The organism is Actinopolymorpha sp. B11F2 (assembly GCF_040195635.1).
In the GTDB taxonomy this organism is placed as follows: domain Bacteria; phylum Actinomycetota; class Actinomycetes; order Propionibacteriales; family Actinopolymorphaceae; genus Thermasporomyces.
In genome coordinates this window covers 114,881-141,464 of record NZ_JBEFTX010000009.1, presented here as the reverse complement: position 1 = coordinate 141,464, position 26,584 = coordinate 114,881, and the positions used below count along the sequence as shown (strand labels likewise).

Genomic DNA, 26,584 nt, shown 5'->3' with positions numbered 1-26,584 from the left:
CCGGCGCCCGGACCATCGATCGCCAGGGTGGGGCGGCGGGCGAGGGCCGGCCTCGGTCGACGTGGTGTACTGCTGTCTGGTGCTGACGCGCACGCGCGACCCAGCACCAGACAGCAGCACCAGACAGCAGCACCAGACAGTCGACGGCATCCCCGCGGGAGCACACCACCATGGCCGACGAGCCGCTCGTGCTCGGCATCGAGACCTCGTGTGACGAAACGGGCGTCGGCATCGTCCGCGGTCAGACACTGCTCGCCGATGCGGTCGCCTCCAGCCTCTCCGAGCATGCGCGGTTCGGTGGTGTCGTTCCCGAGGTCGCCAGCCGGGCCCATCTGGAGGCCATGGTTCCGGCGCTGGAGCGGTCCGCTCGGGAGGCCGGCGTACGGCTGAACGACCTCGACGCGGTCGCGGTCACAAGCGGGCCGGGCCTCGCCGGAGCCCTCCTGGTGGGGGTCGCCTCGGCGAAGGCACTCGCGCTCGGGCTCGGCCGGCCGCTCTACGGCGTCAACCATCTCGCCGCGCACGTCGCCGTCGACACCCTCGAACACGGCCCTCTTCCGCAACCGTGTCTGGCGCTGCTGGTGTCGGGCGGGCATTCGTCGCTGCTGCTCGTCGAGGACGTGACGGGACGTGTCACACCGCTCGGCGCCACGATCGACGACGCGGCCGGCGAGGCGTTCGACAAGGTGGCGCGACTGCTCGGCCTCCCGTTTCCCGGCGGGCCCTACATCGACCGTGCGGCCAAGGAAGGCGACGCGGCCTTTGTGGTCTTTCCGCGCGGTCTCACCGGTCCACGGGACCTGCAGCGGCACCGGTTCGACTTCTCCTTCTCCGGACTGAAGACCGCCGTCGCCCGCTGGGTGGAGACCCGCGAGCGGGACGGGGAGCCGGTACCAGTCGCCGATGTCGCAGCCTCCTTCCAGGAGGCCGTCTGCGACGTGTTGAGCCGCAAGGCCGTCGACGCATGCCGTACGCACGGAGTTACGGATCTCCTGGTCGGCGGCGGTGTCGCCGCCAACTCCCGGTTGCGGGCCATGGTCGCCGAGCGGTGTGCCGCAGCCGGCATCCGCCTCCGCGTACCACGCCCGTCGTTGTGCACCGACAACGGCGCGATGGTGGCCGCGCTGGGCGCGGAGATGGTCGTGCGCGGGCGTACTCCGTCCCGGCTCGACCTGCCGGCCGACTCCTCGCTGCCGGTGACCTCCGTCGCGGTCTGACATCCGTCCTACGTCGATCCAAACGGTACGACGTGCAAAACCGGGTTGACGGTTATCCGTCGGCAGGAACGGAAATGTGACAACCAGCGGGTCCACGTGCGCACCGCGAGAGCGCCTCGAACAGGAGCCCTATGGCGTCCAACGCGTTCCATGCCGTGACGGAGTTCCCCGGCAGGCAAGTTCGCCGGCCGGGGAAGGCCATGGTCAGGGTGCCGGGCGGTACTTTCCAGATGGGGGCGGCGGGCTTCTATCCCGAAGAGGGTCCGGTCCGGACGGTCAGCGTCGCGGGATTCTGGATGGACGCCTATCCGGTCACGGTCGCGGCTTTCCGCCGGTTCGTCCGCGCGACAGGTCATGTCACGGATGCCGAACGGTCCGCTGTTGCCGGTGGCCGCCACGATCGGCGGATCGTCTCGCCGGGTTCCCTCGTGTTCCGCCAACCTTCGCGGCCGGTCGACCTGTCCGACAGCGGGCTGTGGTGGTCGTCGGTACCTGGGGCGTCGTGGCGGCATCCGGAGGGGCCTGACAGTTCGGTGCATGGTCGCGAGCGGCATCCCGTCACCCACGTGAGCTACGACGACGCGGTGGCCTACGCGGCCTGGGTCGGCCGCCGGCTGCCCACCGAGGCGGAGTGGGAATATGCGGCACGCGGTGGCCTCGACGGGGCGGTGTACGCATGGGGCGACACGTTCAGCCCTGGCGGACGACTCCTCGCGAACGTCTGGCAGGGCGCGTTTCCGTGGCGGATGGCGCGGTGGGACCGATTCTCCGGCACGTCGCCGGTCGGAAGCTTTCCGTCCAACGGTTATGGCCTCTACGACATGACCGGCAACGTGTGGGAGTGGACGGCCGATCCCTTCATCGCACGAAGCGCGACCTTTCGGGCGAAGGCGAGTTGCCTGCCGAACGGCGTACTCCGTCCGGCGGTGCCGCGCCCGCGCGAACCCGAGAACGCATGGCGCGGACATGAGTCGGAGGGTCCGCCGGATCACGGCGGCGGCGACCACGTCGATGCCCGGGCCGACGCCCACGTCGGCGCCGGAAACACCGTCCGGGTCCTCAAGGGAGGGTCGTTCCTGTGCGCCGACACGTACTGCCTGCGGTACCGACCCGCCGCCCGCCAGGGCGCGCCAAGTACGGTGACGGCCTGCCACCTGGGGTTCCGCTGCGTGCTCAGCGGGTAGGGCGGCGGGCCAGCCGGCGCACCGCGGCGAGCAGGCCGCGGCTGCGCCGGCGCGGGCCGGGCTCGGTGCCGGCGGCGATCGGCAGTCCGGCCGCGGCCCACGCCTTGGTGCCGCCACGCAACGACAGGGCGGTACGCCCCAACCGGACCAGGCGGTCCGCGCCATGGCGCGACCGGTTGCCCATCGAACACACCGTCAGCACCTGACCGGGCGGCAGCGTGTCGAGTTCGAACGCGAGCCGGTCGAGGGGGACGTTCAGCGCCCCGGCGATGTGGCCCCCGGCGTACTCCTGCTCCGTGCGTACGTCCACGATGGGGTCGCCGGCCGCCCACAGGGCCTGCGCGACCTGGACGTCGACCTCCTCCGCACCTGGCGGCTCCGTCATGACCCGCCTGGTGCGTCGCGGATCTCGAAGACCGGATGCCGATCCGCCTCGGCCTCGAAGTCGGCCAGTGCGGAACCCGGTCGTACGTCGAAATAGGGCCGGACGATCGGCACCGTCCTGAGGTACTCGCGCAGGACCGGCGCGGCAGCGACCGGACCCAGCTCACGCAGGTGCACGGTCTCGACCCGCCCGCCGCGTTGCAGCATCACCTGGCCGGCGGCGCGGACGTTGCGTACCCACTGGACCGGGCCGTACGGGGCGACCACGTACCGGCCGGACGTGTTCTCGACCAGGGTCACCGGCGTGGTGCGGGGTTGGCCCGTGCGGCGGCCGGCGACCGTGAGCAGGTAGGTACGTCGGTCGATCCAGCCATGCCGGGTCAGCCACGTGACGGCGCGGTTGCCGGTCCGCCGGAGTCTCGTCTGCTGAAATCGCTTGGCCACAAGGGCATTATGTACCGGCTGCGCTCCCATCGAGGGGTTGGCGGCAGCTTGGCCCGGTATCGGATGGAATGTTCGGCGAGCCCTGTCGGGCGCCGGTTGGCCGCCCATCGTTCGTTTGGCACCATGGCCCGGTGCCGGAAGCCGCGCGTCGGAAGTCGTTGGCCGTACGGGTGCTCGTGCCCGTGCTGGCGATAGCGGTGACGGCTGGCTGCGGCGCGCTGGGCTTGGGTGGAGACGCGGGCGGCCCCGGTGTTCACACACCGTCCGCCGACCGGACGTCGAAGCCCTCCCGCGGCTCGGCCAGTGGCCGCTCACCCGCACCGCCTCCGCCGAGCCTCCGCGTCCCCACACCGGGACCCACGGCGACACCAGGCAGGGAGGCGGCCGCACCCGCCGCGCTGCCGTGGGGCCCGACAAAGGCAGAGTGGGCAAGGGCCAGGCGGATCGTCGGCCACATGAGTCTCGGCGAGAAGGCCGGCCAGGTCATCGTGGCCGGCTTCGACGGTACGTCGGCACCGCTCAGCCTGCTGCGCCGCCACCATGTGGGCGGCGTCATCGTGATGGGCAACAACGTCGCCTCGACCGATCAGGTCCGTGACGTCAACCGGGCCCTGCAGGACGAGGCGCGCCGACTGGGCAGGAGCTGGCCGGTCGTCATCGGGGTGGACCAGGAGGGCGGCCGAGTCGCTCGTGTCAAGGGAGGGTTGACGGAGTTTCCGGCGTACATGACGCTCGGCGCCGCCCGTGACGCCGGCCTTGCGCGGACGGTCGCGCGGGCGAGTGGGAAGGAACTCCGCGACCTCGGATTCACGATGGTGTTCGCGCCCGACGCCGACGTGACGACCGGACCGGACGATCCCACGATCGGCAGCCGCTCCGCTGGTAGCGATCCCAGCGTGGTCGCCTCGACTGTCAAGGGCTCCTTGCGCGGCTATGCCGAGGCCGGCATAGCCGCCGTCCCCAAGCACTTCCCCGGCCACGGCAGCGTTCCGGCCGACAGTCACGTGAGCCTGCCCGTGCAGGAGGCGTCGCTGGCGGAGCTCCGCCGGCGCGACCTCGTACCTTTCAAGGCCGCCGTCGGTGCCGGGGCGCAGGCGGTGATGGTCGCGCACATCGACGTCCGCGCCGTCGATGCCGGTGCGCCGTCGTCGGTGTCGGGCCCCGTGATCGGCGGGATGCTCCGCGAGCGGCTCGGCTTCTCCGGCGTCGTCGTCACCGACGCGCTCGAGATGGCCGGCGTCGCGGAGAAGTACGGCAGTGCCGACGCGGGCGTGCGTGCCCTGCTCGCGGGTGCCGACATTCTGCTGCTGCCGGCCGATGCCCGCGCGAGCCATACGGCCGTCGTACGTGCTGTCCGTTCCGGTCGGCTGCCGCAGGCCCGCCTCGACGCGGCGGCGGCGCGGTCGGTCGCGCTGATGCTGCACCAGCGCGCGAGCGTGGGTGCCGATCCGTTGTCAACGGCCGCATTGGGTGGATCGTCCCGGGCGTCCTACACCGCGTCGTTGCGCGGACTCACCGTCGCGTCAGGTCCTTGTCGTGGCCGGCTCGTCGGTTCGCAGGTGCAGGTGATCGGAGGAGACCGGGAAGACCGGGAGCGGTTCGCCGCCGCCGCGCGCGACGCGGACCTCGACGTGACCCGGAGCGCGGCCGAAGGCGCCGGTGGTGCCGGCGACGTCGTACGCCTGCTCGATGCGGGATGGGAGCAGGGCTCGGGCGATGTCGTGGTCGCGCTCGACACGCCGTACGGCCTCGGCGGTAGTCGGGCAGAGAAGGCGCGGATCGCGTTGTACGGAAGGACACCGGCCGCCTTCCAGGCACTGGCCGACGTCCTCACCGGCCGGGCACGCGGCGCCGGCCGGCTCCCCGTCGATGTCGACGGCCTGCCGCCGCGCGCCGGCTGTCCCCGCTGACGTCGCTCAGGAGCGCAGGGCGGCGACGACGTCGATCTCGACCAGGATGTTCATGAGCGTGGAACCGACCGTGGTCCGGACCGGGTACGGCTTCTCGAGGAACGACTCGTACACCCGGTTGAACTCCGCGAAGTCGTCGAGGCTCGCGAGGTGCACGGTGGCCTTGACGACATCGGCGAAGGAGAGACCGCGCTCGGCCAGCACCGCCGCGACGTTGCGCATCACCTGGGCGGTCTGCTCGGCCACGCCGCCCTCGACCAGGGTGCCGGTCGCCGGATCCTGGGGGCCGAACCCCGCGGTGTAGAGAAAACCGTTCGCGACAATGCCTTGGGAGTAGGCACCCGCGGGGTTCGGTGCCTTGTCCGTACGAACTTCTTCCCGTGCCATGGGCGAGCCCTTCCGTCGTCGTCTCGACTGCCGGCCAACCTTCGAGGGTGAGGCTGGTCGAAACCCTAACGAAGTCTCTGCGTACGCCCACCGGTGAGGGGACGCCGGGGGAGCGGGCTCGAGTAGACGACGCTCGTCGTCACCGCACCGAGTCCTGCGATGCGTCCGGTGATCTCTTCGAGGTGACGCATCGAACGCGCCAGCACCTTGAGGACGAAACAGTCCTCGCCCGTGACGTGATGCGCCTCGGCGATCTCGGGCGTCGCCGCCAGCAGGTCGTGAAAGGGCTTGTAGTTGCCGGTGGGATAACGGAGCCTGACCAGCGCCATGATCGCGTATCCCAGGCGTTCGGCGTCGATCACCGCGGAGTAGCCGGCGATGACTCCGCGCTCTTCCAGTCGGCGGACGCGTTCGGTGACAGCGCTCGGTGACATCGCGACGGTCCGGGCGAGGTCGGCGAAACTGGCCCTGCCGTCGCGCTGCAGAGCGTCGATGATCCGCCAGTCGGTGTCGTCGAGGGGAGCGCCGGTGGATTCCACGGTCATGTGGGATGGATACCAGGCGATGCCTGGCAAATCCAGGCCCGCGCCGTGGATCGCTTCTTCAGCTCGGTCCCACGTGTCCGTAACGTTGCCAGACATGACGATCACGACGCCGAACCCGGTCCTCTCGGTGCCGCTGCGTACACCTGACGACGCGGTGGCGTACTTCTCCGCCAGCCTTGCGTTCCACGCTGACGTGTCCGACGTGCAAGCCGCGCTTGACAGTGGGGAGCCGGGGTTCGTCCTCGTCGACTCGCGGGGGCCCGGGGCCTGGACGCAGGCCCACGTCCCGGGCGCTGTGCACCTGCCGACCGCGCAGATCCCGACACGCGCGGGTGCCCTGCTCGATCCAGGCGTACCCGTCGTCACCTACTGCTGGGGACCGGGCTGCAACGGCGCCACCAGGGCAGCGCTCGCCCTTGCCCAGCGGGGATATCGGGTGAAGGAGATGCTCGGCGGGATCGAGTACTGGATCCGGGAGGGATTCGCCGTCGAGACACCTGAGGCCGTCACCGCACAGCAGGCCGATCCGCTGACCGCGCCGGTGCGCAGCCGGTCCTGCGACTGCTGACGTGGACGAACGGCGACGTCAGCTCAGGTGGTCGCGGCCGGCGGGCGCGTCCCAGTCCAGTACCGGCCCGGCAGGAACGATGCGGTACGGATTGAGCTTGCCGAATCCGGTGTAGTAGCCGCGTTTGATCGCCACGAAGTCGGTCGTCTCCTTGAACGCCGGCCGCTGGTACAGGTCCCGTGCGTACGCCCACAGGTGGGGGTAGTCGACCAGCCGGCGCAGGTTGACCTTGAACAGCCCGTAGTAGACGGTGTCGAACCGTGCGAGTGTCACCCAGAGCCGCACGTCGGACTCGGTGATCCGGTTGCCGAACAGGAAACGGTTGCCGGCAAGGCGGCGTTCGAGCGTGTCGAGGGTCTGGAAGAGGCGGTGCACCAGGTTGTCGTAGGTGCCCTGGTCGGGTTCGTTGCCGATCACATAGACGGCGTTGTTGATGTCGTCGTAGAGCGTTTCGTTGAGCGTGTCGATGTCGGCACGCAGCCGCGGTGGATAAAGGTCCGTCCCGTCCTCGGCCAGACCCTCGAACTGGGTGGCCAGATCGATCGTCAGGTCCGGGAAGAAGTTGCTCACGATCTTGTGCGTCTGCTTGTCCCACAGCGCCGGGACCGAGACATGCCCGGGATAGTCGGGGTGGGTCGCGTCGTAGGCCTGGCGGAGCAAGGTGAAGCCGTTCACCGGATCCGGGCCGGTGTCCTCGCGAAACGCCCAGCCGCGGCCATCCCGCTCCCCGTGGACGTAGGACGCCGAAACGAGGTCGGAGAGGCCGGCGAGCTTGCGCACGATGGCCGCACGTTGTGCCCATGGACAGCTCCAGGCGAGGTACAGGTGGTAGCGGCCTGGCTCGGCCGGATACTCGGTGGACCCGTCGGAACTCAGCCGGCCGCGGAACGGATAGAGGTCGAGTGGCCGCTCGAACCCGTCCTCGCCGAACTTGGCGCCCTTGACCGAATAGGTGCCATATGCGTCGTAATCGACCGGACTCGCGTACGCGGCGTCCTGCGATTCCTGCGTGGAGCTCATAGCGACGAAAACACCCCCGGCCGCCTCGTTAGTCCCTCCCGGTCCCGGTCGCAGGACGGGTCCGCTCTCGCGGCGGCGCCCGCTTTTGCCGGACGTGCTCTTGATACCGAGGCGTGTTGGGTGAAGGTGCCCCTCACGCGGGTGTCGGGTCGACGAGCAGGGCGAGGGTGCCCTGCTCGCTGCGGGTGACGACGACCGTGGCCGCACGGGGTCCGCGGACTCCCAGCCGTTTGCGCAGCGTCTGCGGGTCGACGTCGACTCCCCGCTTCTTCACCGTGAGGTTCCCGACCTCTCGGTTCCGGAGCTCACGCGTCAACACCTTCAGGTCGTACGGAAGGACGGCGACGATCCGGTAAGCGGACGCGAAGGGCGTCGACACCAGCTGGTCAGACGTGAGATAGGCGATCTTCGGATGCAGCAGGGATCCGTCGACCAGGGGAGCGACGCCAGTGACGAGCCCGGCGCGGATGACCGCGCCGTCGGGTTCGTAGAGGTACGCCAGCGGAGGCGAGACCGGCGCGGCTCCGGGGTCATCGGCATCGGTCATCGTCACCCGGTCGGCCCACCCGCCTGTCTGCCCCGCCCACTCGCCGGCCTCACCCGCCGGCACTCCGCCCGCCGGGAGGACGGTCGCACGGCGGCGGTCGCCGTCCCCGGTCCGCAGCCGCCCTGCCCACAGGGCGGCCTCCTTCACCTCACCGCCGACGCTGATCCACTCCGCTTCGACGCCGGCCGGGATCAGCCGGTGCGGGATGATCGGCGCGGTTTTCACGCAGGCGTCGCCCCGCAGCAGTTCCTCGACGAACGACCACGGCGGCGAATAGCCCGCAGGGTCGAAGATCCGCCCGCGAAGAGAGCGCCGGGCCGGGTCCGCCACGGCTGCGGAGTACGCCGCACGGTCCACCTCGCGCGCATCCGCCTGCTCGACCGACGCGTGCCCGGCCAGGTCCAGCTCGGCGAGGTTGGCGCGGGCGATGGCCACTGTCAGCGGGTCCGTGTCGACGCCGGTGACCTGGACGCCGGCCCGGGCGAGGGCGATCAGGTCCCCGCCGATGCCGCAGCAGAGGTCGACGATCCGGGCACCACGTTCCGGGGACGACTCAGGGCCTGGCCCTGTCGTTTCCGGAGCGATCGTCTCCGGAGGGTCCAGGCGGCAGTCGGCATCGACAATGCGCCCGGCCCGGTACGCCGCCACCGCGCCGGTCGTCGCCTGCTCCAGGCCGTCCCGGGTGAAGAACATCCTGCCCGCATCCTCGCCCCACTTGGCATGGGCACGCCGTCGAAGCGCGGCCTGCGTCATCGCCGCCGCCACCAGGTCGGGGGGATGGCGGCGCCGCAGCCGGGTCCCTAGTGCGATCGCTGTGTGTTCCTCGTACGCCGTGCACGCTTCCGCGAGGAGATCACGGCCGGCTGGCGTGAGCAGGTCCCGGAACGTCTGGAGATCCACGAGGACACTCCTTCCGCGATCCGGGACGCGACACGCCACGCCATCTGGCACTCGGGTTGACCGAGTGCTAAGAGACCGCCTAGATTCTGAGTTGGCACTCTCGACCTTAGGGTGCCAACCAACAAGCCCGCGACGAGGCGGCCGGCACCCGCGACGACGGCTCGCCACACGTCGCGCCATAGGTGAAAGCACAGCCACCCGTGACATCCCGTGAAGGGGGAGGTCAACAAGTGTCGGTCTCCATCAAGCCACTCGAGGACCGGATCGTCGTCAAGGCGCTGGACGCCGAAGAGACGACGGCGTCGGGACTCGTGATCCCCGACACCGCGAAGGAGAAGCCCCAGGAGGGTGAAGTCCTCGCGGTCGGGCCTGGTCGCATCGACGACAACGGCAAGCGCATCCCGCTCGACGTCAGCGTCGGCGACAAGGTGATCTTCAGCAAGTACGGCGGCACCGAGGTCAAGTACAGCGGCGAGGATCTCCTGATCCTCTCGGCTCGTGACGTCCTCGCTGTCGTCACCAAGTGACACCAGGTCGCGGACTCACGCGCGTGGGGTCGTCGCAACACAACCTGTCGACCCCGAAGTCAATACCAGCAACCAACCGATGACCTGACGACTGACACCGCCCCGGCGGCCTCCACATACCGGGGCGCCGGGGCGGTGTCGTGGAAGGACACACATACCCATGCCGAAGATCCTGGAGTTCGACGAGAACGCGCGGCGCGCCCTGGAGCGCGGCGTCGACGCTCTCGCGAACACCGTGAAGGTGACGCTTGGGCCACGCGGCCGCAACGTCGTCATCGACAAGAAGTGGGGCGCACCGACCATCACCAACGATGGCGTCACGGTGGCCCGTGAGGTGGAGCTCGAGGACCCGTTCGAGAACCTCGGCGCCCAGCTCGTCAAGGAAGTTGCGACGAAGACCAACGACATCGCCGGGGACGGCACCACGACGGCGACGGTGCTGGCGCAGGCGATGGTCCACGTCGGCCTCCGGGCCGTCGCCGCCGGCGCCAACCCGATGTCGCTCAAGAAGGGCATCGACGCTGCCGTCGAGGCGATCAACACCGAGCTCCTCGAGCAGGCCAAGTCCGTCGACACCAAGGACGAGATGGCCCACGTGGCCGCGATCTCGGCCCAGGACAAGACGATCGGGCAGCTCATCGCCGAGGCGTTCGACAAGGTGGGCAAGGACGGTGTGATCACCGTCGAGGAGTCCAACACTCTGGGCACCGAGCTCGAGCTCACCGAGGGCATGCAGTTCGACAAGGGGTTCATCTCCCCGAACTTCGTGACCGACGCCGAGCGCCAGGAAGCTGTCATCGAGGATCCGTACATCCTGATCAACCAGGGCAAGATCTCCTCGATGGCCGACCTCCTGCCGCTGCTGGAGAAGGTCGTCCAGGCGAGCAAGCCGCTGGTGATCATCTCCGAGGACGTCGAGGGTGAGGCGCTCGCGACGCTCGTCGTCAACAAGATCCGCGGCATCTTCAACTCGGTCGCCGTCAAGGCGCCCGGATTCGGTGACCGCCGCAAGGCGATGCTCGAGGACATCGCGACGCTCACCGGCGGCCAGCTGGTGGCGCCCGAGCTCGGCCTCAAGCTCGACCAGGTGGGGCTCGAGGTCCTGGGTACCGCCCGCCGGGTCGTCGTCACCAAGGACGACACGACGATCGTCGACGGCGGCGGTTCCGCCGACGACGTGGCGGCCCGGGTCGCGCGGATCAAGGCCGAGATCGACCAGACCGACTCCGACTGGGACCGCGAGAAGCTCCAGGAGCGGCTCGCCAAGCTCGCCGGTGGTGTCTGTGTGATCAAGGTCGGCGCCGCTACCGAGGTGGAGCTGAAGGAGAAGAAGCACCGGATCGAGGACGCGGTCTCCGCGACCCGTGCCGCGATCGAGGAGGGCATCGTCACCGGCGGTGGCGCCGCCCTCGTCCACGCGGCCGTCGCTCTCGACAAGGTGTCGGCCAACGGTGACGAGAAGATCGGTGTCGATCTCGTCCGCACCGCGGTGCTGGAGCCGCTGCGGTGGATCGCCGAGAACGCTGGTGCCCAGGGCTACGTCGTCGTGGAGAAGGTGCGCGAGGCGGGCAAGGGCAAGGGCTACAACGCCGCGACCGGCGAATACGGCGACCTGACCGCACAGGGCGTCATCGACCCGGTGAAGGTGACCCGCTCGGCGCTCGCGAACGCGGCGTCGATCGCGGCCATGCTCCTCACCACGGAGACGCTCGTCGTCGACAAGCCCGAGGAGCCTGAGCCGGCACCCGCGGGTGCGGGCCACGGCCACGGCCACTGATCGGCGAGAAGTACAGAAGGGGCCTCTCCTGCGCGGAGGGGCCCCTTCTCCGTTGACTGGATGAGGTTCAGCGCGCCGGGCGGGACTTGAGGGCGCGAACCTTCACGGTGGCGGTCGTCTCCCGGACGGGACCACCGAGAATGTCGTCGGCCTTGTCCTTGTGGAACGCAATATCGGCGTGGTACTTGATCCGGGCGATCTGGCCGGCCGCGATCTCGACCCTGCGCTCGGCGAAGCCAGGCGTTCCGAACCGCACGGTGTGCGGCCCGGCGGGCAGTGGGTACGCCCAGACCGACCAGCTGGCTCGGCGTTCGTTGCCGTCGATGGTGAGCGTCGGCGGGTCGACCCAGGTGCCCCAGTTGGGACTCTCCGCGATGAGTGTGCCGTTCTCCTCCACGGCGATCAGGCTGTCGAAGTCGAACGTGACCTCGACCGCGCCCCACCCCTGCGGCAGGTCAGGGTAGGACGACCCGCGCTTCTGGTCGACGAGGACCGCGGGCGGCGTCGGTTCGGTCGGCGGCTGCGTCATCGCGTCCCCTTCCGCTTCTGTGACCGCTTGGGTCGTTGGCTGCCCTTCCAGCCCGAATAGCCGACCCACATCCCGTAGAGACCCAGGAGTGCGCCGAGTGCGCCCACCGCCGGTACGCCTCCGTACCACGTGATGCCGACGAAGAAGACGATCCAGACCACCGAGACGACCCCGATCGCCAAGGACATCCATGCCTGGAAGGCGTGCCCAGGGGTCCTCGCTGGCGACCGTTTGCCATCCTTTTGGCGACCACGGGTCGGTTTCAGGACGGGGGAGTACTCGAACTCGGTGACCTGGCCCTCAGCGATCGTCAGCTGTGTGGTTTGGCGCGGCCGACCCTCCTGCACCTCGATCAACCGTTCTCCCGCCGGAACGACGATGAGGGCACGACCGAAGCCATGCGTCGCGGGCTTCCCGTCGACACCGATGATCGGCAGAGCGGCGTTCTGTTCCGAGCGGGGGCACCAGGCTTCGATCGCGACGGCGCCATGACCTGCCGGAAGCAGGAGTTGGTCATCGGAGTTCGGTGCCCGCACGTCGTAAGGCGTTCCCGGGTACGTGGTCAGAACGTCGTCGGGAGCGGCGCTCACGTCATTCACCACCAAGCTTGCGTTCGATGTCCTCGTCGGACTGGCGGTCGTCGCTCAACACCCAGTCGGTGACATTGTCGCCAGCTTTGGTGGTCCCGCCCGCAATGCCGCCCCAGCTGCCGGGGCTCGAGGGGCTGAAGACCCTGTTCCCGTCGGTGGCGAAGTCCCTGACGACGTCGCCGGCGCTCTTGTAGCCGGCGTACCGGCCGCCATCTCTCTTCTGGAACTTCCGGAGGGCGTTCTCCATGCCGGACTGCCTGAGCTTGTAGAGGATGTTCTTGAGCTTGAAGAGGATCTGGTTGACCTTTGCGATGAACCTTGTCGCCCGGCTGCCGGTCGACGCCGCCCGGACGGCCGTCGCTGTCCCGGCCGCTGCGGTCGAGGCGCCGAACGTGACCGGCGCAGAGGCCAGCGCCGGAATCCAGACCATGATCAGCCACTCGACGAACTCGGCGATCAGGCCGAGGACGAAGTTGTAGGCGAGCTCCATGAGCATCTTGGCGACACCCATGATCGCCTGGATCAGCTTGACGTCGTTGGCGACGCCCAGCACGCCGTCGGCGAAGTCGTTGAGCTTGGTCTTGGCGGCATTGGCGGCTTCACCCTCCCAGGTCACCAGGCCGGCGTTGGCGGCGTCGCGAACCTCGCCGGAGAGGGGCACGAGGGCGTTCTGGACGCGGGCCCACTTGGCCATGTCCGCGTCCATGCGCTCGGGGTTGCCGGTGACATAGCCGATCGCGTCCTGCAGCGGCTGAATCCAGTCGATGAGGAACCCGAGGCCCTGGCTGATCAGCCAGTTCAGCGGGTCGGCGCCGATCGCCATGACGCTGCCCGCCATGCCCGCGACCGACCCGCCGATGCTGGCGACCTCGGACCAGTTGGCGCCTGGGTCGTCGAGGAACTTGTCCCCGGACTTCCAGATGCCCACTCCCTGGCCGGCGAAGGGGATCTTGTCCACCTGGTTGTTGTCGAGCCGCCAGGTGCCAGTGTCTGCGTTGGCGCCGGTGTCGTTGGTGACGTCGCTGTCGGTGTCGTTCGTCGTCATCTCGCGCCCACTATCCTCAGAATCCTGGCATGCCGGTGTCGTCGAGCGCGCCCTCGAGTTGCGTGAGAGCCTGGGTGATGCCGTCCTCGGTGGCGCTGTATGTCTTCCCTGCGGCGTCGACGCGCAGGACGTTGTCCTGCAGCGACTCGCCCATCAACTTCAGGTGTTCGAGGGTGTCCTCACCAGCGACCTTCCAGTAAAGGAAGGCCGCCCCGGTGATCATGCCGACCAGGCCCCAGACCTTCATCTCCGGCGCTGTGTCGCTCGCCAGTTGCATGATGCCCGCGGCGTTCTTGTTGAGCCCTTCCAACTTCTGCTTGACCTTGGCGATTTCCGCGGCGCTGTATTCCGCGCCTCCGCCTCCGCCTCCGCCACTCATGCCCATTCACCGCCAGTTCTCGTCGTTCCCGCCGTCCGACGTTGCGAGTCGGCTGGTGGTCGCCTTCACTGCGTGTCGTCGTCAGGTTGGTATCGCTCGACCAGGCCGCGCATGTCCATCTGCGAACCCACGTACGCCTGCGCAATACCGGCCATTCCCAGCGCCAGGTTCGCCGTCGCCTGCTGAATGGTCGCCAGCACCATCGGCCCGACCCTGGACGGACCGTGCCGGAGGATCCTGTCGCTGATGTCGATGCGGGTCACGCCGACGCCGTTCTGCACGGTGACCTCGATCGCGCCGTCCGGGGTAGCCGCCGTCGCCGACTGGCCGGCCATCTGCTCCTGGGCATCGGCGTACGCCACCATCCCCTGCTCGGCGTCTCGTTGAAGCTTGGCGAGGCCCTCGCGGGCGGCGTGGAGTTCGTCCTCCATTCCGTGCCGACGGATGAAGTCCCACTCCTCGGGGGTGAAGTCGTCCCACCCCTCCGACTCATCGACGCCGGCCGCGAGCTCGTCGAGCCCAGGCGGATCGGGGATGGCGCTGGCCGTCGCAGCTGAGGACGGCTTGCCCAGGACGGCTGCGAGGGCGTCCTCCGCCATCGGACCCCACTCGCGCGCCGACGCGGACAGCTCGTCGTTGATGCGGGAGTGCGCGGCCGTGAGGGTCTCCACGATCAGCTCGCCAAGCTCCGCGGCGGTGTGTCTACGGGCCTGGTGCTGGAGCTCGATCGACGTCACCGTGTTGCCGGGCGCCACGGTGACCGTCACCGTGTGGTCGGTGGAGGGGTGCGTGACGCTGGCACCGGCCAGGAGTTCGGCGAGCCGGTGAGCGTCGCCGGTCGTACGTGCGGATTCGGCGGAACCATTCACGGGCAGGCAGCGTAGTGCAGGACAAGTCGGGCGAATCGCCACCTGCCCTGAGAGCTGTGGATACGTGCTCGGGACGCTGTGGATAACCCTCGTGCCGAGGGCACGCTACGGCCGACGCCTGCCCGGAGTCGTGGTCATGTGGACGGCACCCCCGTGCCCCGACTCGTGGTGCGCTCCGGGTGAGTCAGGGCGTGTGCTCGGCGGCACCCTTGGCGGCTGCCGGCTTGGTCCGGGTCGTCCGGGTCGCTTTCGGGCCGGCGCCGGGCGACCCGTTCGGCCTGGTGCCCTTCGTGCCGGCCGTAGCGGAGCCTGAGCCGCTGGCAGCGGGCCCCGACGACGCGAGATCCCCCTGGGCGCGGTCGCCGGTCGGGGCGCGGTCGGTCGGGGCAGGATCCACCGCGGCAGCAGACGCCGCGACGGACGCCTCGGCACGGCCCCAGAACGCGGCCTGCGTCGCCTTCGCCTCAGCCACCCCACGGTCGTACGCCTGACGCGCCTCCTCCGAGTCGTCCCAGGTGTCGTGGCCCTCGAACTCGGTCGGTCCCCGGCCGCCGCGCTCAGCGATCAACTGATCCCACTCGGGCGTCGGCATCTCGTCCTGACTCATCGCTGCTCCTCGTACTGCTGGGCAGGGCACGTGGTCTCCGGCCCCGCCCGTCACTCCGGGTCCCGTCAGTTCGGCGGCCGGTCGCACACCGGAGCGACGGCGGCCTTGTTGGACCGGCTGACAAAGGACATGCCCACCACAGGCGTACGCAACCCACGTGTACCGCCCGCATTGGCCAGCGGTCCGGTCCGCATGGTGGGCGCCCAACCCGAACGAGGCGGCGGATACGTCACCATTGGTCTGATGTCAGAACAGGTCACCCTCCGCTCATTCGGGCTAGGGGTGTACCTACCGTCGCTGCTCTACGGCGTCGGCCAGGGCGCCATGGCGCCGATCATCGCCCTCTCGGCACTCGACCTGGGCGCCTCGGTGGGGGTCGCGAGCCTCGTCGTCGCCCTCGCGGGAATCGGTCAGCTACTCGGCGACCTTCCGGCGGGTGCTCTCGCGGGCAGGATCGGCGAACGCAAGGCGATGCTCGCGGCGGCCGTCCTCCTCGTGTGCGCGCTGGTCGTCTGCATCGTCGCGACGTCGGTCTGGATGCTCGGTGTCGCCATCGGTTGCACCGGATTCGCGGGAGCGGTGTGGGGGCTCGCGCGACAGGCGTACCTCACCGAGGTCGTGCCGTTCCACCTGCGGGCACGTGCGCTGTCGACCCTGGGCGGCGTCCATCGGATCGGCATGTTCATCGGGCCGTTCCTCGGTGCGGGCACGGTGCACCTCGCCCACACCGACGGGCCGTATGGACTGCACATCGTCGCGGTGGCCGTGGCGGCCGTCGCGTTGATCACCCTTCCCGAGCCCGCGGGCCGGAACGGTGCACGGCCAGCGCAGACCCACCTGGGCACGGTCGGCATGGCCCGCGCCCACCTGCCCGTCCTGCGGACGCTGGGCGTCGGGACGGTACTCGTCGGCGCCGTCAGGGCGTCCCGGCAGGCCGTCATCCCGCTGTGGGCCGAGCACATCGGCCTCGACGCCGCCACCACCAGTTTGATCTTCGGTGCCGCCGGGGCGGTGGACATGCTGCTGTTCTATCCGGCGGGCAAGGTCATGGACCGGATCGGCCGGGCCTGGGTCGCCGTGCCCTCGATGGTGGTGCTCGGGATCGCTCACCTCCTGCTGCCGCTCACCACGAGCGGAGCCGCGCTGTTCGGCGTCGCGATGATCATGGGGGTCGGCAACGGCATCGGCAGCGGGATCATCATGACGCTCGGCGCCGACCTGTCGCCCTCGGTGGGGCGTACGACATTCCTTGGTACGTGGCGACTCTGTGCCGACATCGGCTCCAGCACCGGACCGCTGATGATCGGCGCGGTAAGTGCCGCCGTGTCGCTCGGCCCCGCCGTGTTGCTCGTCGGCGGCCTGGGCCTGATCGGCGCGGTGGTGATGGGGCACTGGATACCCCACTATGTGCCGTCTCCACGCCGGGTCGCCCCCTCCGGCTCGCCGCCGGGCGGTTAGCCGACCAAACCGCTGGCGGACCCCGCGAGCCTGGGGGCCTTCCTCCGCGACGGTCGACTAGCATGAAGAGACGTTCGCGACCGGAGGAAGCATGGACCTCACCCCCCGGCATGACGCCGGCGTCCCCGACCCTTTCGCCATGATCGGCCTCACCTACGACGACGTCCTGTTGCTGCCTGGCGCCTCCGACGTCATTCCCAGCGATATCGACACCACCAGCCGAATCTCCCGCCGGATCAGCGTCGCCATTCCGCTGCTCTCCAGCCCCATGGACACCGTGACCGAGGCCCGGATGGCGATCGCGATGGCGCGCCAGGGCGGGATCGGCGTCCTGCACCGCAACCTCTCGATCGAGGAACAGGCTCAGCAGGTCGATCTCGTCAAGCGGTCCGAGGCGGGCATGGTCGCCCAGCCGATCACGATCGGACCTGACGCGACGATCGGGGAGGCCGACGCGCTCTGCGGGCAGTACCGCATCTCCGGCGTACCGGTCGTCGCCCCCGACCAGCAACTCCTCGGGATCGTCACCAACCGCGACATGCGCTTCGAGACCGACAAGTCCCGCCTCGTCCGTGACGTGATGACCGCGATGCCGCTCGTGACCGGTCAGGTCGGGATCTCCGCACCAGAGGCGATGACGCTCCTGCGCCGACACAAGGTCGAGAAGCTGCCGCTCGTCGACGAGGCAGGCCGCCTGCAGGGGCTCATCACCGTCAAGGACTTCGTCAAGCGCGAGCAGTTCCCCCTCGCGACCAAGGACGACGCCGGCCGGCTCCGCGTCGGCGCCGCCGTCGGCTTCTTCGGTGACGGCTGGAAGCGCGCGATGGCACTCGTCGAGGCGGGCGTGGACCTGCTCGTCGTCGACACCGCACATGGACACACCTCCGGTGTCGTCGACATGATCCGGGCGCTGAAGGCCGAGCCGTCGGCGAGCGACGTGGACGTCATCGGCGGCAACGTCGCGACGCGCGAGGGTGCGCAGGCGATCGTCGAGGCCGGCGCTGACGGCGTACGCGTCGGCGTCGGACCCGGTTCGATCTGCACCACCCGCGTGGTGGCGGGCGTCGGCGCCCCCCAGGTCACCGCCGTCTACGAAGCGGCCGTCGTGGCCCGTCCTGCCGGCGTCCCGGTGATCGCCGACGGCGGCCTGCAGTACTCCGGCGACATCGGCAAGGCTCTCGTCGCCGGCGCCGACTCGGTGATGATCGGTTCGCTGCTGGCCGGCTGCGAGGAGAGTCCAGGCGACCTGGTGTTCATCAACGGCAAGCAGTACAAGTCGTATCGCGGCATGGGCTCGCTCGGGGCGATGAGCTCGCGCGGCAAGAACCAGTCGTACTCCAAGGACCGCTACTTCCAGGCGGACGTGGCCTCCGATGACAAGCTCGTGCCGCAGGGCATCGAGGGTCAGGTGCCGTTCCGCGGTCCGCTCTCGGCCGTCGCGCACCAGCTCGTCGGCGGGCTGCGGCACTCGATGTTCTACGTCGGCGCGAGGACGGTGCCGGAACTGCAGGAGCGTGGCCGGTTTGTCCGGATCACGTCCGCCGGTCTGAAGGAGAGCCACCCGCACGACGTGCAGATGACGGTGGAAGCACCCAACTACCCGGGACGCTGAGCCGGTCCCGGGGGAGGCGGCTCGCGCGCGGCAATGAGTCGTACGAAACAATGCCGGGGTGACAGAGATCGAGATCGGCCGTGGCAAACGCGGTCGCCGGGCGTACTCCTTCGACGACATCGCGATCGTGCCGAGCCGGCGCACGCGCGATCCTGAAGAGGTGTCGACGACCTGGCAGATCGACGCGTACCAGTTCCAGATGCCGGTCGTCGCGGCGCCGATGGACTCGGTGATGTCGCCGGCGACCGCGATCGCGCTCGGCCAGCGCGGCGGCCTCGGGGTGCTCAACCTCGAAGGGCTGTGGACACGGTACGACGATCCGCGGCCGCTGCTGGGCGAGATCGTCGCGCTCGACGCGGTGTCGGCTACCCGCCGCATGCAGGAGTTGTACGCCGAACCGATCAAGCCCGACCTCATCACCGCCCGGCTGGCCGAGATCCGCGACGCGGGGGTCACGGTGGCGGGTGCCCTCTCACCGTCGCGCACCAAGCAGCTGTGGAAGACGGTCATCGACGCGGGCGTCGACATCTTCGTGATCCGGGGGACCACCGTCTCGGCGGAGCACGTCTCGCACCAGACCGAGCCGCTCAACCTCACGCAGTTCATCTACGAGCTGGACGTCCCGGTGATCGTGGGCGGCTGTGCCACCTACAAGGCCGCGCTGTACCTCATGCGTACCGGCGCGGCCGGCGTGCTGGTCGGCTTCGGCGGCGGCGCGGCGCACACCACCCGGTCGGTGCTGGGAGTGGCGGTGCCCATGGCGTCCGCGGTCGCCGACGTCGCCGCGGCGCGGGCGGACTATCTCGACGAGTCCGGCGGCCGCTATGTGCACGTCATCGCCGACGGTTCGGTCGGGCGTTCCGGCGACATCGCGAAGGCGATCGCCTGCGGTGCGGACGCGGTGATGCTGGGGTCGCCGCTCGCGCGGGCCGAGGAGGCACCGGGCCGCGGGTTCCACTGGGGCATGGAGGCGCACCACGGCGAGCTGCCTCGCGGCGCCCGGGTCGAGGTCGGCACGATCGGGACCCTGGAGGAGATCCTCTTCGGGCCGTCCAGGATCTCCGACGGGACCATGAACCTCGTGGGTGCCCTGCGTCGCGCGATGGCGACGACCGGCTACACCGAGGTGAAGGAGTTCCAGCGGATCGAGGTCGTCGTCCAGTGACGTAGGTCGTCGGCCGTTCCTCACGTCGATCGGCGAGCCTGGCCACCTGGTGCAGCCGGGCCGGCTGGCCGGCCACCGGCTAGCCGCGCGGCTCCCGGGATGTAGCGGCCATCCTCAGATCGGCCTAGCGTCTCCTCATGCCGATGAACTGGGCGCACCGCCGCCTGTGCAGCAGTGCGAAATGGGCGAAGGCCGTCGAGGACGAACTCCTCCCGTGGGCACTCGCCGACGTCGAGCTCGGCTCGGACGTGGTCGAGATCGGCCCTGGCTACGGCGCGAACCTGCGCGTGCTCGTGGACCGGGTGCCGAACCTCACCGCGGTCGAGGTCGATGCCGACACGGCGCGACTCCTCGAGCGGGAGTACGGAGACCGGGCGCGGATCGTGCACGCTGACGGGGCCGCCATGCCACTCCCGGACGAGGCATACTCGGCGGTGGTGTGCTTCACGATGCTGCACCACGTGCCGACTGAGGCCCAGCAGGACCGGATCTTCGCCGAGGCGTTCCGGGTACTGCGTCCCGGCGGCGTCCTCGCCGGCTGCGACAGTCAGCCAAGCCTGCGCTTCCGTCTCCTGCACATCGGCGACACCATGAACACCCTGGCTCCGGACCTGCTGCCGGCCCGACTGACCGCGGCCGGATTCACCGACGTGGTCGTGGACCTCGCCCCGCGGGGAGACGGTGTGCGCTTCCGCGGTCACCGTCCCTGACCGGCGCGCCTCAGCGCTCGTCCGAGGACGGGGGCGCGGCGCTTGTCGACGGGTCGGTCGTGGGGTCGGGCTGGGTCGGTTCTGTGCGGACGAAGACCTCGACCTGGACGACGCCCAGAGGCGTGGCCACCGAACTGGTCGCCGACGCGGGCGCCGCACCGTCCGCGGGACCGCCGAGTGGGAGCTGCGCGGTCGCGGTGGGCTGGGTGGTTCCAGTCGGCGGGGGTGATCCGGTCGGCGACCTCTCCTGCGTACCCAGGGGCCATCCGGAGGGTGGAGTGTCGCCCGGGTGGATGCCGTTGCCAGCGTCCTGAGCGGTCCGAGCAGTGGCGGCGCTGTGCGCGGCGACACCGGCCGGCAACGGTTGGCCAGGCGCCTTCGTGTCCGGTCCGTGGGGAGACCCCCGTCCGGGCTCTCCCGGTCCGCTGCCTGCCGATCCGCTGCCTGCCCGGCCGCTGCCTGCCGAACCGCTTCCTGCCGAACCGCTTCCTGCCGAACCGCTCCCCGCCCGGCCGGTCGGCGCGGCGCTCGCGGGCACATCGCCGCTGTCGCCGGCCCTCGCCCGCGCCCGCCTCCGGCGAGCCTCGCGGCGCAGTGCCCGGCGCTCCTTGTAGCCCTCCACCATCGTGTAGAGCGTGGGCACCAGGACCAGGGTGAGCAGCGTCGAGCTGATCAACCCGCCGATCACCACGAGCGCGAGCGGTCGGGAGATGAACACCCCGCCGCCGGTCAGCCCGAGCGACATCGGGACCAGCGCGCAGATGGTCGCCAGCGCCGTCATCAGGATCGGGCGCAGCCTCCGTCGGCCGCCCTCGATCACGGCGTCGCGCACGCTCATGCCGGGCTGGGGTTCCCCGCCCTCGGGTGCCGGCCTCGGGTTCCGGTACTGGTTGATGAGGTCGATCAGCACGATCGCGTTGGTGACCACGATCCCCACCAGCATGAGCAGGCCGATGAGGGCGGGTACGCCGAGGGCGGTGTCGGTCAGCAGCAGTGCACCCAGGGCGCCGGTCGCCGCGAACGGTACCGACACCAGCAGGATCAGCGGCTGCACGATGCTGCGGAACGTCGCCACCATGACCATGAACACGATCGCGATCGCCGCCAGGAGTGCGATTCCCAGCTGCGCGAAAGCCTCGCCCTGGTCGGCGCTGACCCCGCCGAGCCGGTACGACGCACCGGCGGGAAGGTCCAGCTTGTCCAACGCCGCCTGCAGGTCGGTGGTGACCTTGCCGACGTCGGACCCGGTGGGCGTGGCGCTCACGGTGGCGCTGCGTTCGCCATCGATCCGGGTGAGCTGCGCCGGGCGGTCCACCTCAGAGACGGTGGCCACGTCGTCCAGTCGTACGGACGAACCCATCGGCGTCTGGACCCGCAGCGCCCGCAGTTCGCGCAGCGTCTCAGGCTCGGCCCCGGTGTAGAGCAGCACGTCGTGGGAGGTGGAGTCCAGCAGGACCGTCCCGGCCCGCTGTCCCTCGAACGCCTGGCGGACGGCCTGCCCGACCTGAGCGTCGGACAACCCGAGGGCGGCGGCCTCTTCGCGGTCGACGTCGACCTGGACGGTGGGGACGTCGACGCCGAGATTGTTCGTGGCGTCCGTGGTCCCGGGGACCTCCTGGACGGCCCGCTGGATCTGTGCCGCAGCCGACTCCAGCACCGCACTGTTCGGCGCGGTGACGATCACCTCGATGTCGGTTGCCCCGAAACCACCGGACTGCTGCTCCTGAAGCGTGATCGTGCCCGCACCCTCGACGCGCGCGAGCTTGCGGCGGATCTCGTCGCCGAGGGCCGCCTGGTCGAAGCTGCCGTCCGTGGCGAGCCAGAACGTCGCCTCGTTCGTCCCGCCGCCTGCTGAGAATCCGGCGAACTCGGCCGATCCGATCGTCGCTTGGTAGGACTCGATGCCGTCGATGTCGGCAAGGACGTCCTCGACCTTCTCCGCTGCCTCGTCGGTACGCGCCAACGACGTCGACACCGGCATGACCTGCGTCACCGTCATCGTGTTGTCGCCGCTGTCGTCGAGAAAGTTGGTCTTGAGCAGCGGGGTCGCGGCGATCGTGCCCGCGAAGATGGCGATACCGGCGATGACCGTGGTGATGCGGTGCCGGGTCGTCCAGCTGATGATGGGCACGTAGACGCGTTGCAGCGGGTTGCGGCGTTCCTTGGCGACCGCCTCGGCGCGGACGCGTTCCTCGTCGCCGGGGCTTACGACCGGGCGGCGCAGGAACCAGTACGCCAGCACCGGGATGATCGTCAGCGACACGAGCAGCGACGCCAGCAGGGCGATGGTGACGGTCATGCCGAACGGCCGGAACAGCTCGCCGACCTGTCCACCCACGAACGCGATCGGCAGGAAGACCCCGACGGTCGTGAGCGTCGACGCCGTGACCGCGCCGGCCACCTCGCGGACGCCGTTCATGATCGCCTGCTGCTTGCGTTCGCCGTACGCCAGGTGTCGCTTGATGTTCTCCAGCACGACGATCGAGTCGTCGACGACGCGTCCGACGGCGACGGTGAGCGCGCCGAGGGTGAGGATGTTGAGGGAGTAGCCGCCGATGTACAGCCCGATCATCGCGACCAGCACCGAGAACGGGATCGAGACCGCGGTGACGAGGGTCGAACGCAACGACAGGAGGAACACGAGGATCACCAGGACGGCGAAGAACAGTCCGGCCGCGCCCTCGGTCGTGAGGCCCTCCACGGACTCCTCGATGAACGGCGCCTGGTCGAAGACGACCGTCAGCTCGGCGTCGTCGCCCACCTGGTCGCGGAGGTCGTCGAGCTTGTCCTGGACGGCGTGGGAGACCGTCACGGTGTTGCCGTCGGCGACCTTGGTGACCGAGATGCCAAGCGTCGCCCGGCCGTTCGTCCGCGTGATCGAGCTTGTCTCGGCCAGCTCCTCCTCGACGTCGGCGACGTCGGCGAGGGTGACGGGCTCCGGTGGCGCGGGTGGGGCCGCCTGAGCGGCTGCACCACTCTGAGCCGACGCGCCCGCCCCGGGGGCGGCTCCGGCCCCCTGGCCAGTTCCGCCGGGCGCGCCTGCCGCACCCGCACTCTCGCCAGAGCCGGCGCCAGCCCCAGAACCAGCCCCAGAACCTGCACCGGAACCCGCACCGGTGGGAACGATCGGAACGTCGCCGAGATCCTCGACCGAGGTGAACGGCGCGCCGACCTCGATCGTCAGCGACCTGTCGCCGGTGGCCATCTCCCCACCGGGAACGCTGACGCCGTTGGCCTGCAGCGCGCTGAGAACGCCCTGGACACTCACCCCTGCATCGGCGAGCTTCTCGTCGTCGAGGGTGATCGCCACCTGCTCCTCGCGGACGCCGGTGACCTCGACGTCACGGACTTCGGGGATGTTCTCCAGCTCCGGGAGCACCCGCTCCTCCAGCCGGTCGGCGAGGACCTGCACGCCCTCGCTCGAACTGACGGCGAGCATGACGACGGGGAAGTCGTCGAAGCCGCCGGCCTGCACGGCCGGGTCCACGTCGTCCGGCAGTTGGCTCGACAGCCGGTTGATCGACTGCTGGACGTCCTGGACGGCCGCGTCGATGTCCGTGCCGTAGGTGAACTCCGCCTGCACCATCGAGAAGCCGTTGCTCGACGTCGAGGTGGTCTTGTCCAGGCCGTCCGTGCCCGCGATGGCGGTCTCGATCGGCTTGGTCACCTCGCGTTCGACGATCTCCGGCGAGGCGCCCGGATAGGTGGTGGCGATGAACGCACCCGGGATCTCGAGGGAGGGGATCAGCTCCTGTTTGAGCGAAGTGGTCGAGATGACCCCGAACCCGAGGATCGCGATCGAGATGAGGGCGATGAGGCTCCGGTTGGCGAGACTCAGCCTGGCCAGTCTGGACATGCGGGGTGCCCTTCCACTTCCAGCGTCGGTCGTCGCAGACAATACTTTGCGTCGTACGGATTATCGCCATCAGGCGGCACTTCTCAGGGTATTTCCCGGGCGGATCCTCCGCAGGGAGGAAAGGCGAGGGGCCAGCATGGGCGGCAGGGATGAGTCGATCGACCCGAGCGTCGGCAGGGACGAGCTGATTGCGCGGATCGAGCGGGCTGACGAGGATTTCCGCCGGAGCATCGTCAGGGAGGGCGCGACGGGACTCTTCTCCGTCGACCTCACCATGCAGCAGCTGCGGGTGCTCTTCATCCTCGCCGCCGCGGGTGCCCTCTCCGCGCACGAACTCGCCGAGTCGCTGGGCGTCGGGCCGACCACTCTCACCGGGATCGTCGACCGGCTGGAGATCCGCGACCTCGTGTGCCGGCTTCCCGACGGCCGAGACCGCCGCGTACGCCGCATCGACCTCACCGACGCGGGCCGCCGGCTCCTGCGTGACCTGAACGAGGTGCGGCAGGAACACTTCCGGCGGCTGCTCGGCCGGCTCGACGACGAGGTCCTCACCAGCCTCGCCACCGCGATCGAGGCCCTGGCCCGGGCATGTGAGGAGGAACGCCGAGAGGACGCGGCCTCCGTGGATCGGGCCGACGTCTCGTCGGGGCGCGGATGAGCCACTCCCTTCACCGGCGCCCTTGTGGCCCGAGTCGTCTGGGCAGGTGGCCTGTCGCGCCAGCCTGGCCACCGCGGTCGAGAACAGGCCCGGCGGCCACGATCGGGAATACCCTGAACGCATGACTGCGCCGACGCAGGACCGAGCCGAACACGCTCTGGCCCCTGAGCGGGTCCGAACCCTCACCGCCCGGGTGGCCGCGACGTCGGGTGAGACCGTGAGATCGGTCACCCCGCTGAACGGCGGAACCCTGGCAGAGGTACCGGTTTCGAGCAATGCCGACATTGCGACCGCATTCGCCCGGGCCCGCGAGGCCCAGGTGGCGTGGGCGCGGGTCCCGGTCCGGGAGCGTGCCGCGCTGCTCCTCCGCCTGCACGACCTGGTGTTCCAGCGGCAGAACGACATCCTCGACATCGTCCAGTGGGAGTCGGGCAAGGCGCGGCGGCACGCGTTCGAGGAAGTGTGCGACGTCGCGATGAACGCCCGCTACTACGGCCGGATGGCCCCGCGCCTGCTCCACCCGGCGCGCCGGGCGGGCCTCTTCCCGTTGCTGACCCGGACCGTCGAACTGCACCATCCCAAAGGCGTCGTCGGTGTCATCGCACCGTGGAACTACCCCCTCACCATGGCGATCTCCGACGCCCTGCCCGCGCTGGTCGCCGGCAACGCGGTGATCACCAAGCCGGCGACCCAGACCACGCTCTGCGCGCTGGTCGGTGCCGAACTCCTGGCCGAGGCGGGCCTGCCCGCCGACCTGTGGCAGGTGGTCATCGGTGAGGGTTCCCGGGTCGGCGCCGCACTGATCGAAGAGGCTGACTTCGTCTGCTTCACCGGTTCGACGCAGACCGGGCGGGCGGTCGCCCGCCGCTGCGGCGAACGCCTGATCGGCGCGACGATGGAACTCGGCGGCAAGAACCCGTTGCTCGTCCTCGACGATGCCGATCTCGACAAGGCCGCCGAGGGCGCGGTGCGCGGTTGCTTCTCCAACGCCGGCCAACTGTGCATCTCGATGGAACGCCTCTATGTCGCCGCACCTGTCTTCGACGCGTTCTGCGAGCGTTTCGTCGCTCGGGTCCGCGACATGGTGGTCAAGGCGTCGTTCGACTTCACCGCCGACATGGGGTCGCTGATCTCCGCACAACAGTTGGCGACGGTCAGCGAGCACGTCGACGACGCGGTGAGCAAGGGCGCGGAGATCCTCGCGGGAGGCAAGGCGCGCCCCGACCTCGGTCCGTACTTCTTCGCGCCGACGGTTCTCACCGGTGTCACGCCGGACATGGCGTGCTATCGCGAGGAGACCTTCGGCCCGGTCGTCTCGGTCTACCGGGTCGGGGACGACAGGGCCGCGGTCGCCGCCGCCAACGACTCTGCGTACGGTCTCAACGCCGCCGTCTACAGCCGCGACACGCGGCGGGCGCGCGCGGTCGCCGCTCGGCTGCGGGCCGGCACGGTCAACATCAACGAGGCGTACGCGGCGGCGTGGGGCAGCATCGATGCCCCGATGGGTGGCATGGGCGACTCCGGCATGGGCCGCAGGCATGGGATCGACGGACTGCTGAAGTACACCGAACCGCAGACCATCGCCGTCCAACGGCTGCCGGTCGCTCCGCCGGGAGGCATGTCGTACGACCGGTTCGCGCGCACGATCGCCACTGGCCTTCGCACCCTGCACCGGCTCGGCCGCAGATGAGGTACC

General features: G+C 69.8%; 25 protein-coding genes. 12 read left to right on the top strand and 13 right to left on the bottom strand.

Annotated elements, in window-relative coordinates:
- The first annotated feature begins 170 nt into the window (after positions 1–170).
- On the top strand, positions 171–1,217 hold the full coding sequence (gene tsaD, locus ABN034_RS17895) for a tRNA (adenosine(37)-N6)-threonylcarbamoyltransferase complex transferase subunit TsaD (RefSeq protein WP_349692137.1): 1,047 nt from the start codon (positions 171–173) through the stop codon (positions 1,215–1,217).
- Between the two features lie 131 nt (positions 1,218–1,348).
- On the top strand, positions 1,349–2,401 hold the full coding sequence (locus ABN034_RS17890; RefSeq protein WP_349692136.1) for a formylglycine-generating enzyme family protein: 1,053 nt from the start codon (positions 1,349–1,351) through the stop codon (positions 2,399–2,401).
- On the opposite strand, the gene ABN034_RS17885 is transcribed toward ABN034_RS17890, so the two are convergent.
- Complete coding sequence (locus ABN034_RS17885) at positions 2,391–2,786, bottom strand: rhodanese-like domain-containing protein (protein ID WP_349692135.1); 396 nt, start codon at positions 2,784–2,786, stop codon at positions 2,391–2,393. The two genes, ABN034_RS17890 and ABN034_RS17885, sit on opposite strands and share 11 nt — an antisense overlap.
- Positions 2,783–3,229, bottom strand: a complete 447-nt coding sequence (locus tag ABN034_RS17880; RefSeq protein ID WP_349692134.1) for a nitroreductase family deazaflavin-dependent oxidoreductase — start codon at positions 3,227–3,229, stop codon at positions 2,783–2,785. Before ABN034_RS17880 ends, ABN034_RS17885 begins: the two co-directional genes overlap by 4 nt.
- Before the next feature lie 131 nt (positions 3,230–3,360).
- Between ABN034_RS17880 and ABN034_RS17875 the strand changes: the two genes are divergently transcribed.
- Positions 3,361–5,139, top strand: a complete 1,779-nt coding sequence (locus ABN034_RS17875) for a glycoside hydrolase family 3 protein (protein ID WP_349692133.1) — start codon at positions 3,361–3,363, stop codon at positions 5,137–5,139.
- 6 nt (positions 5,140–5,145) lie between these two features.
- Here the strand turns inward: ABN034_RS17875 and ABN034_RS17870 are convergent, their stop codons facing one another.
- Positions 5,146–5,526 carry a Rid family detoxifying hydrolase gene (locus ABN034_RS17870; protein WP_349692132.1) on the bottom strand — a complete coding sequence of 127 codons (381 nt, stop codon included), beginning with the start codon at positions 5,524–5,526 and terminating at the stop codon, positions 5,146–5,148.
- A gap of 65 nt (positions 5,527–5,591) precedes the next feature.
- Positions 5,592–6,071 (bottom strand): Lrp/AsnC family transcriptional regulator, encoded by a 480-nt coding sequence (locus tag ABN034_RS17865; RefSeq protein WP_349326813.1) that lies wholly within the window; start codon positions 6,069–6,071, stop codon positions 5,592–5,594.
- Positions 6,072–6,165: 94 nt separating this feature from the next.
- Between ABN034_RS17865 and ABN034_RS17860 the strand changes: the two genes are divergently transcribed.
- Positions 6,166–6,639, top strand: coding sequence for a rhodanese-like domain-containing protein (locus ABN034_RS17860; RefSeq protein ID WP_349692131.1), 474 nt, complete (start codon positions 6,166–6,168; stop codon positions 6,637–6,639).
- Between the two features lie 18 nt (positions 6,640–6,657).
- On the opposite strand, the gene ABN034_RS17855 is transcribed toward ABN034_RS17860, so the two are convergent.
- Both ABN034_RS17855 and ABN034_RS17850 read right to left on the bottom strand, forming a co-directional pair.
- Positions 6,658–7,659, bottom strand: a complete 1,002-nt coding sequence (locus tag ABN034_RS17855) for a glutathione S-transferase family protein (protein WP_349692130.1) — start codon at positions 7,657–7,659, stop codon at positions 6,658–6,660.
- Positions 7,660–7,792: 133 nt separating this feature from the next.
- Positions 7,793–9,106 carry a class I SAM-dependent methyltransferase gene (locus ABN034_RS17850; protein ID WP_349692129.1) on the bottom strand — a complete coding sequence of 438 codons (1,314 nt, stop codon included), beginning with the start codon at positions 9,104–9,106 and terminating at the stop codon, positions 7,793–7,795.
- Positions 9,107–9,336: 230 nt separating this feature from the next.
- On the opposite strand from ABN034_RS17850, the gene groES reads away from it, so the two are divergent.
- A complete protein-coding gene (gene groES, locus ABN034_RS17845) occupies positions 9,337–9,633 on the top strand; it encodes a co-chaperone GroES (RefSeq protein WP_349326819.1) in 297 nt (98 codons plus the stop codon).
- A gap of 160 nt (positions 9,634–9,793) precedes the next feature.
- Positions 9,794–11,410: a chaperonin GroEL gene (groL, locus tag ABN034_RS17840; protein ID WP_349692128.1), complete on the top strand. Its 1,617-nt coding sequence runs from the start codon at positions 9,794–9,796 to the stop codon at positions 11,408–11,410.
- Between the two features lie 67 nt (positions 11,411–11,477).
- Here the strand turns inward: groL and ABN034_RS17835 are convergent, their stop codons facing one another.
- From ABN034_RS17835 to ABN034_RS17810, 6 genes are all read right to left on the bottom strand, one after another.
- Positions 11,478–11,939, bottom strand: coding sequence for a hypothetical protein (locus ABN034_RS17835; protein WP_349692127.1), 462 nt, complete (start codon positions 11,937–11,939; stop codon positions 11,478–11,480).
- Positions 11,936–12,529, bottom strand: a complete 594-nt coding sequence (locus ABN034_RS17830) for a hypothetical protein (RefSeq protein WP_349692126.1) — start codon at positions 12,527–12,529, stop codon at positions 11,936–11,938. The genes ABN034_RS17835 and ABN034_RS17830 overlap by 4 nt, the downstream gene beginning before the upstream one ends.
- 1 nt (position 12,530) lies before the next feature.
- Positions 12,531–13,574 (bottom strand): hypothetical protein, encoded by a 1,044-nt coding sequence (locus ABN034_RS17825; protein WP_349692125.1) that lies wholly within the window; start codon positions 13,572–13,574, stop codon positions 12,531–12,533.
- A 16-nt stretch (positions 13,575–13,590) separates the two neighbouring features.
- Positions 13,591–13,953, bottom strand: coding sequence for a hypothetical protein (locus tag ABN034_RS17820; RefSeq protein WP_349692124.1), 363 nt, complete (start codon positions 13,951–13,953; stop codon positions 13,591–13,593).
- A gap of 65 nt (positions 13,954–14,018) precedes the next feature.
- Entirely contained in the window at positions 14,019–14,822 is an 804-nt protein-coding gene (locus tag ABN034_RS17815) for a YbaB/EbfC family nucleoid-associated protein (RefSeq protein ID WP_349692123.1), read from the bottom strand.
- Between the two features lie 184 nt (positions 14,823–15,006).
- Positions 15,007–15,429, bottom strand: a complete 423-nt coding sequence (locus tag ABN034_RS17810; protein WP_349692122.1) for a hypothetical protein — start codon at positions 15,427–15,429, stop codon at positions 15,007–15,009.
- A 243-nt stretch (positions 15,430–15,672) separates the two neighbouring features.
- Here ABN034_RS17810 and ABN034_RS17805 point away from each other — a divergent pair, with 243 nt between their 5' ends.
- The 4 genes from ABN034_RS17805 (at position 15,673) to ABN034_RS17790 (ending at position 20,374) form a co-directional block, all read left to right on the top strand.
- On the top strand, positions 15,673–16,887 hold the full coding sequence (locus ABN034_RS17805) for an MFS transporter (RefSeq protein ID WP_349692121.1): 1,215 nt from the start codon (positions 15,673–15,675) through the stop codon (positions 16,885–16,887).
- A 91-nt stretch (positions 16,888–16,978) separates the two neighbouring features.
- Entirely contained in the window at positions 16,979–18,499 is a 1,521-nt protein-coding gene (gene guaB / locus ABN034_RS17800) for an IMP dehydrogenase (RefSeq protein ID WP_349326829.1), read from the top strand.
- Between the two features lie 58 nt (positions 18,500–18,557).
- Entirely contained in the window at positions 18,558–19,664 is a 1,107-nt protein-coding gene (locus ABN034_RS17795; protein WP_349692120.1) for a GuaB3 family IMP dehydrogenase-related protein, read from the top strand.
- Positions 19,665–19,801: 137 nt separating this feature from the next.
- A complete protein-coding gene (locus ABN034_RS17790; protein WP_349692119.1) occupies positions 19,802–20,374 on the top strand; it encodes a class I SAM-dependent methyltransferase in 573 nt (190 codons plus the stop codon).
- 10 nt (positions 20,375–20,384) lie between these two features.
- Here the strand turns inward: ABN034_RS17790 and ABN034_RS17785 are convergent, their stop codons facing one another.
- Entirely contained in the window at positions 20,385–24,230 is a 3,846-nt protein-coding gene (locus ABN034_RS17785; protein WP_349692118.1) for an efflux RND transporter permease subunit, read from the bottom strand.
- 136 nt (positions 24,231–24,366) lie between these two features.
- On the opposite strand from ABN034_RS17785, the gene ABN034_RS17780 reads away from it, so the two are divergent.
- Positions 24,367–24,888: a MarR family winged helix-turn-helix transcriptional regulator gene (locus ABN034_RS17780; protein WP_349692117.1), complete on the top strand. Its 522-nt coding sequence runs from the start codon at positions 24,367–24,369 to the stop codon at positions 24,886–24,888.
- 121 nt (positions 24,889–25,009) lie between these two features.
- Positions 25,010–26,578 (top strand): succinic semialdehyde dehydrogenase, encoded by a 1,569-nt coding sequence (locus ABN034_RS17775; protein ID WP_349692116.1) that lies wholly within the window; start codon positions 25,010–25,012, stop codon positions 26,576–26,578.
- Positions 26,579–26,584 lie beyond the last annotated feature (6 nt).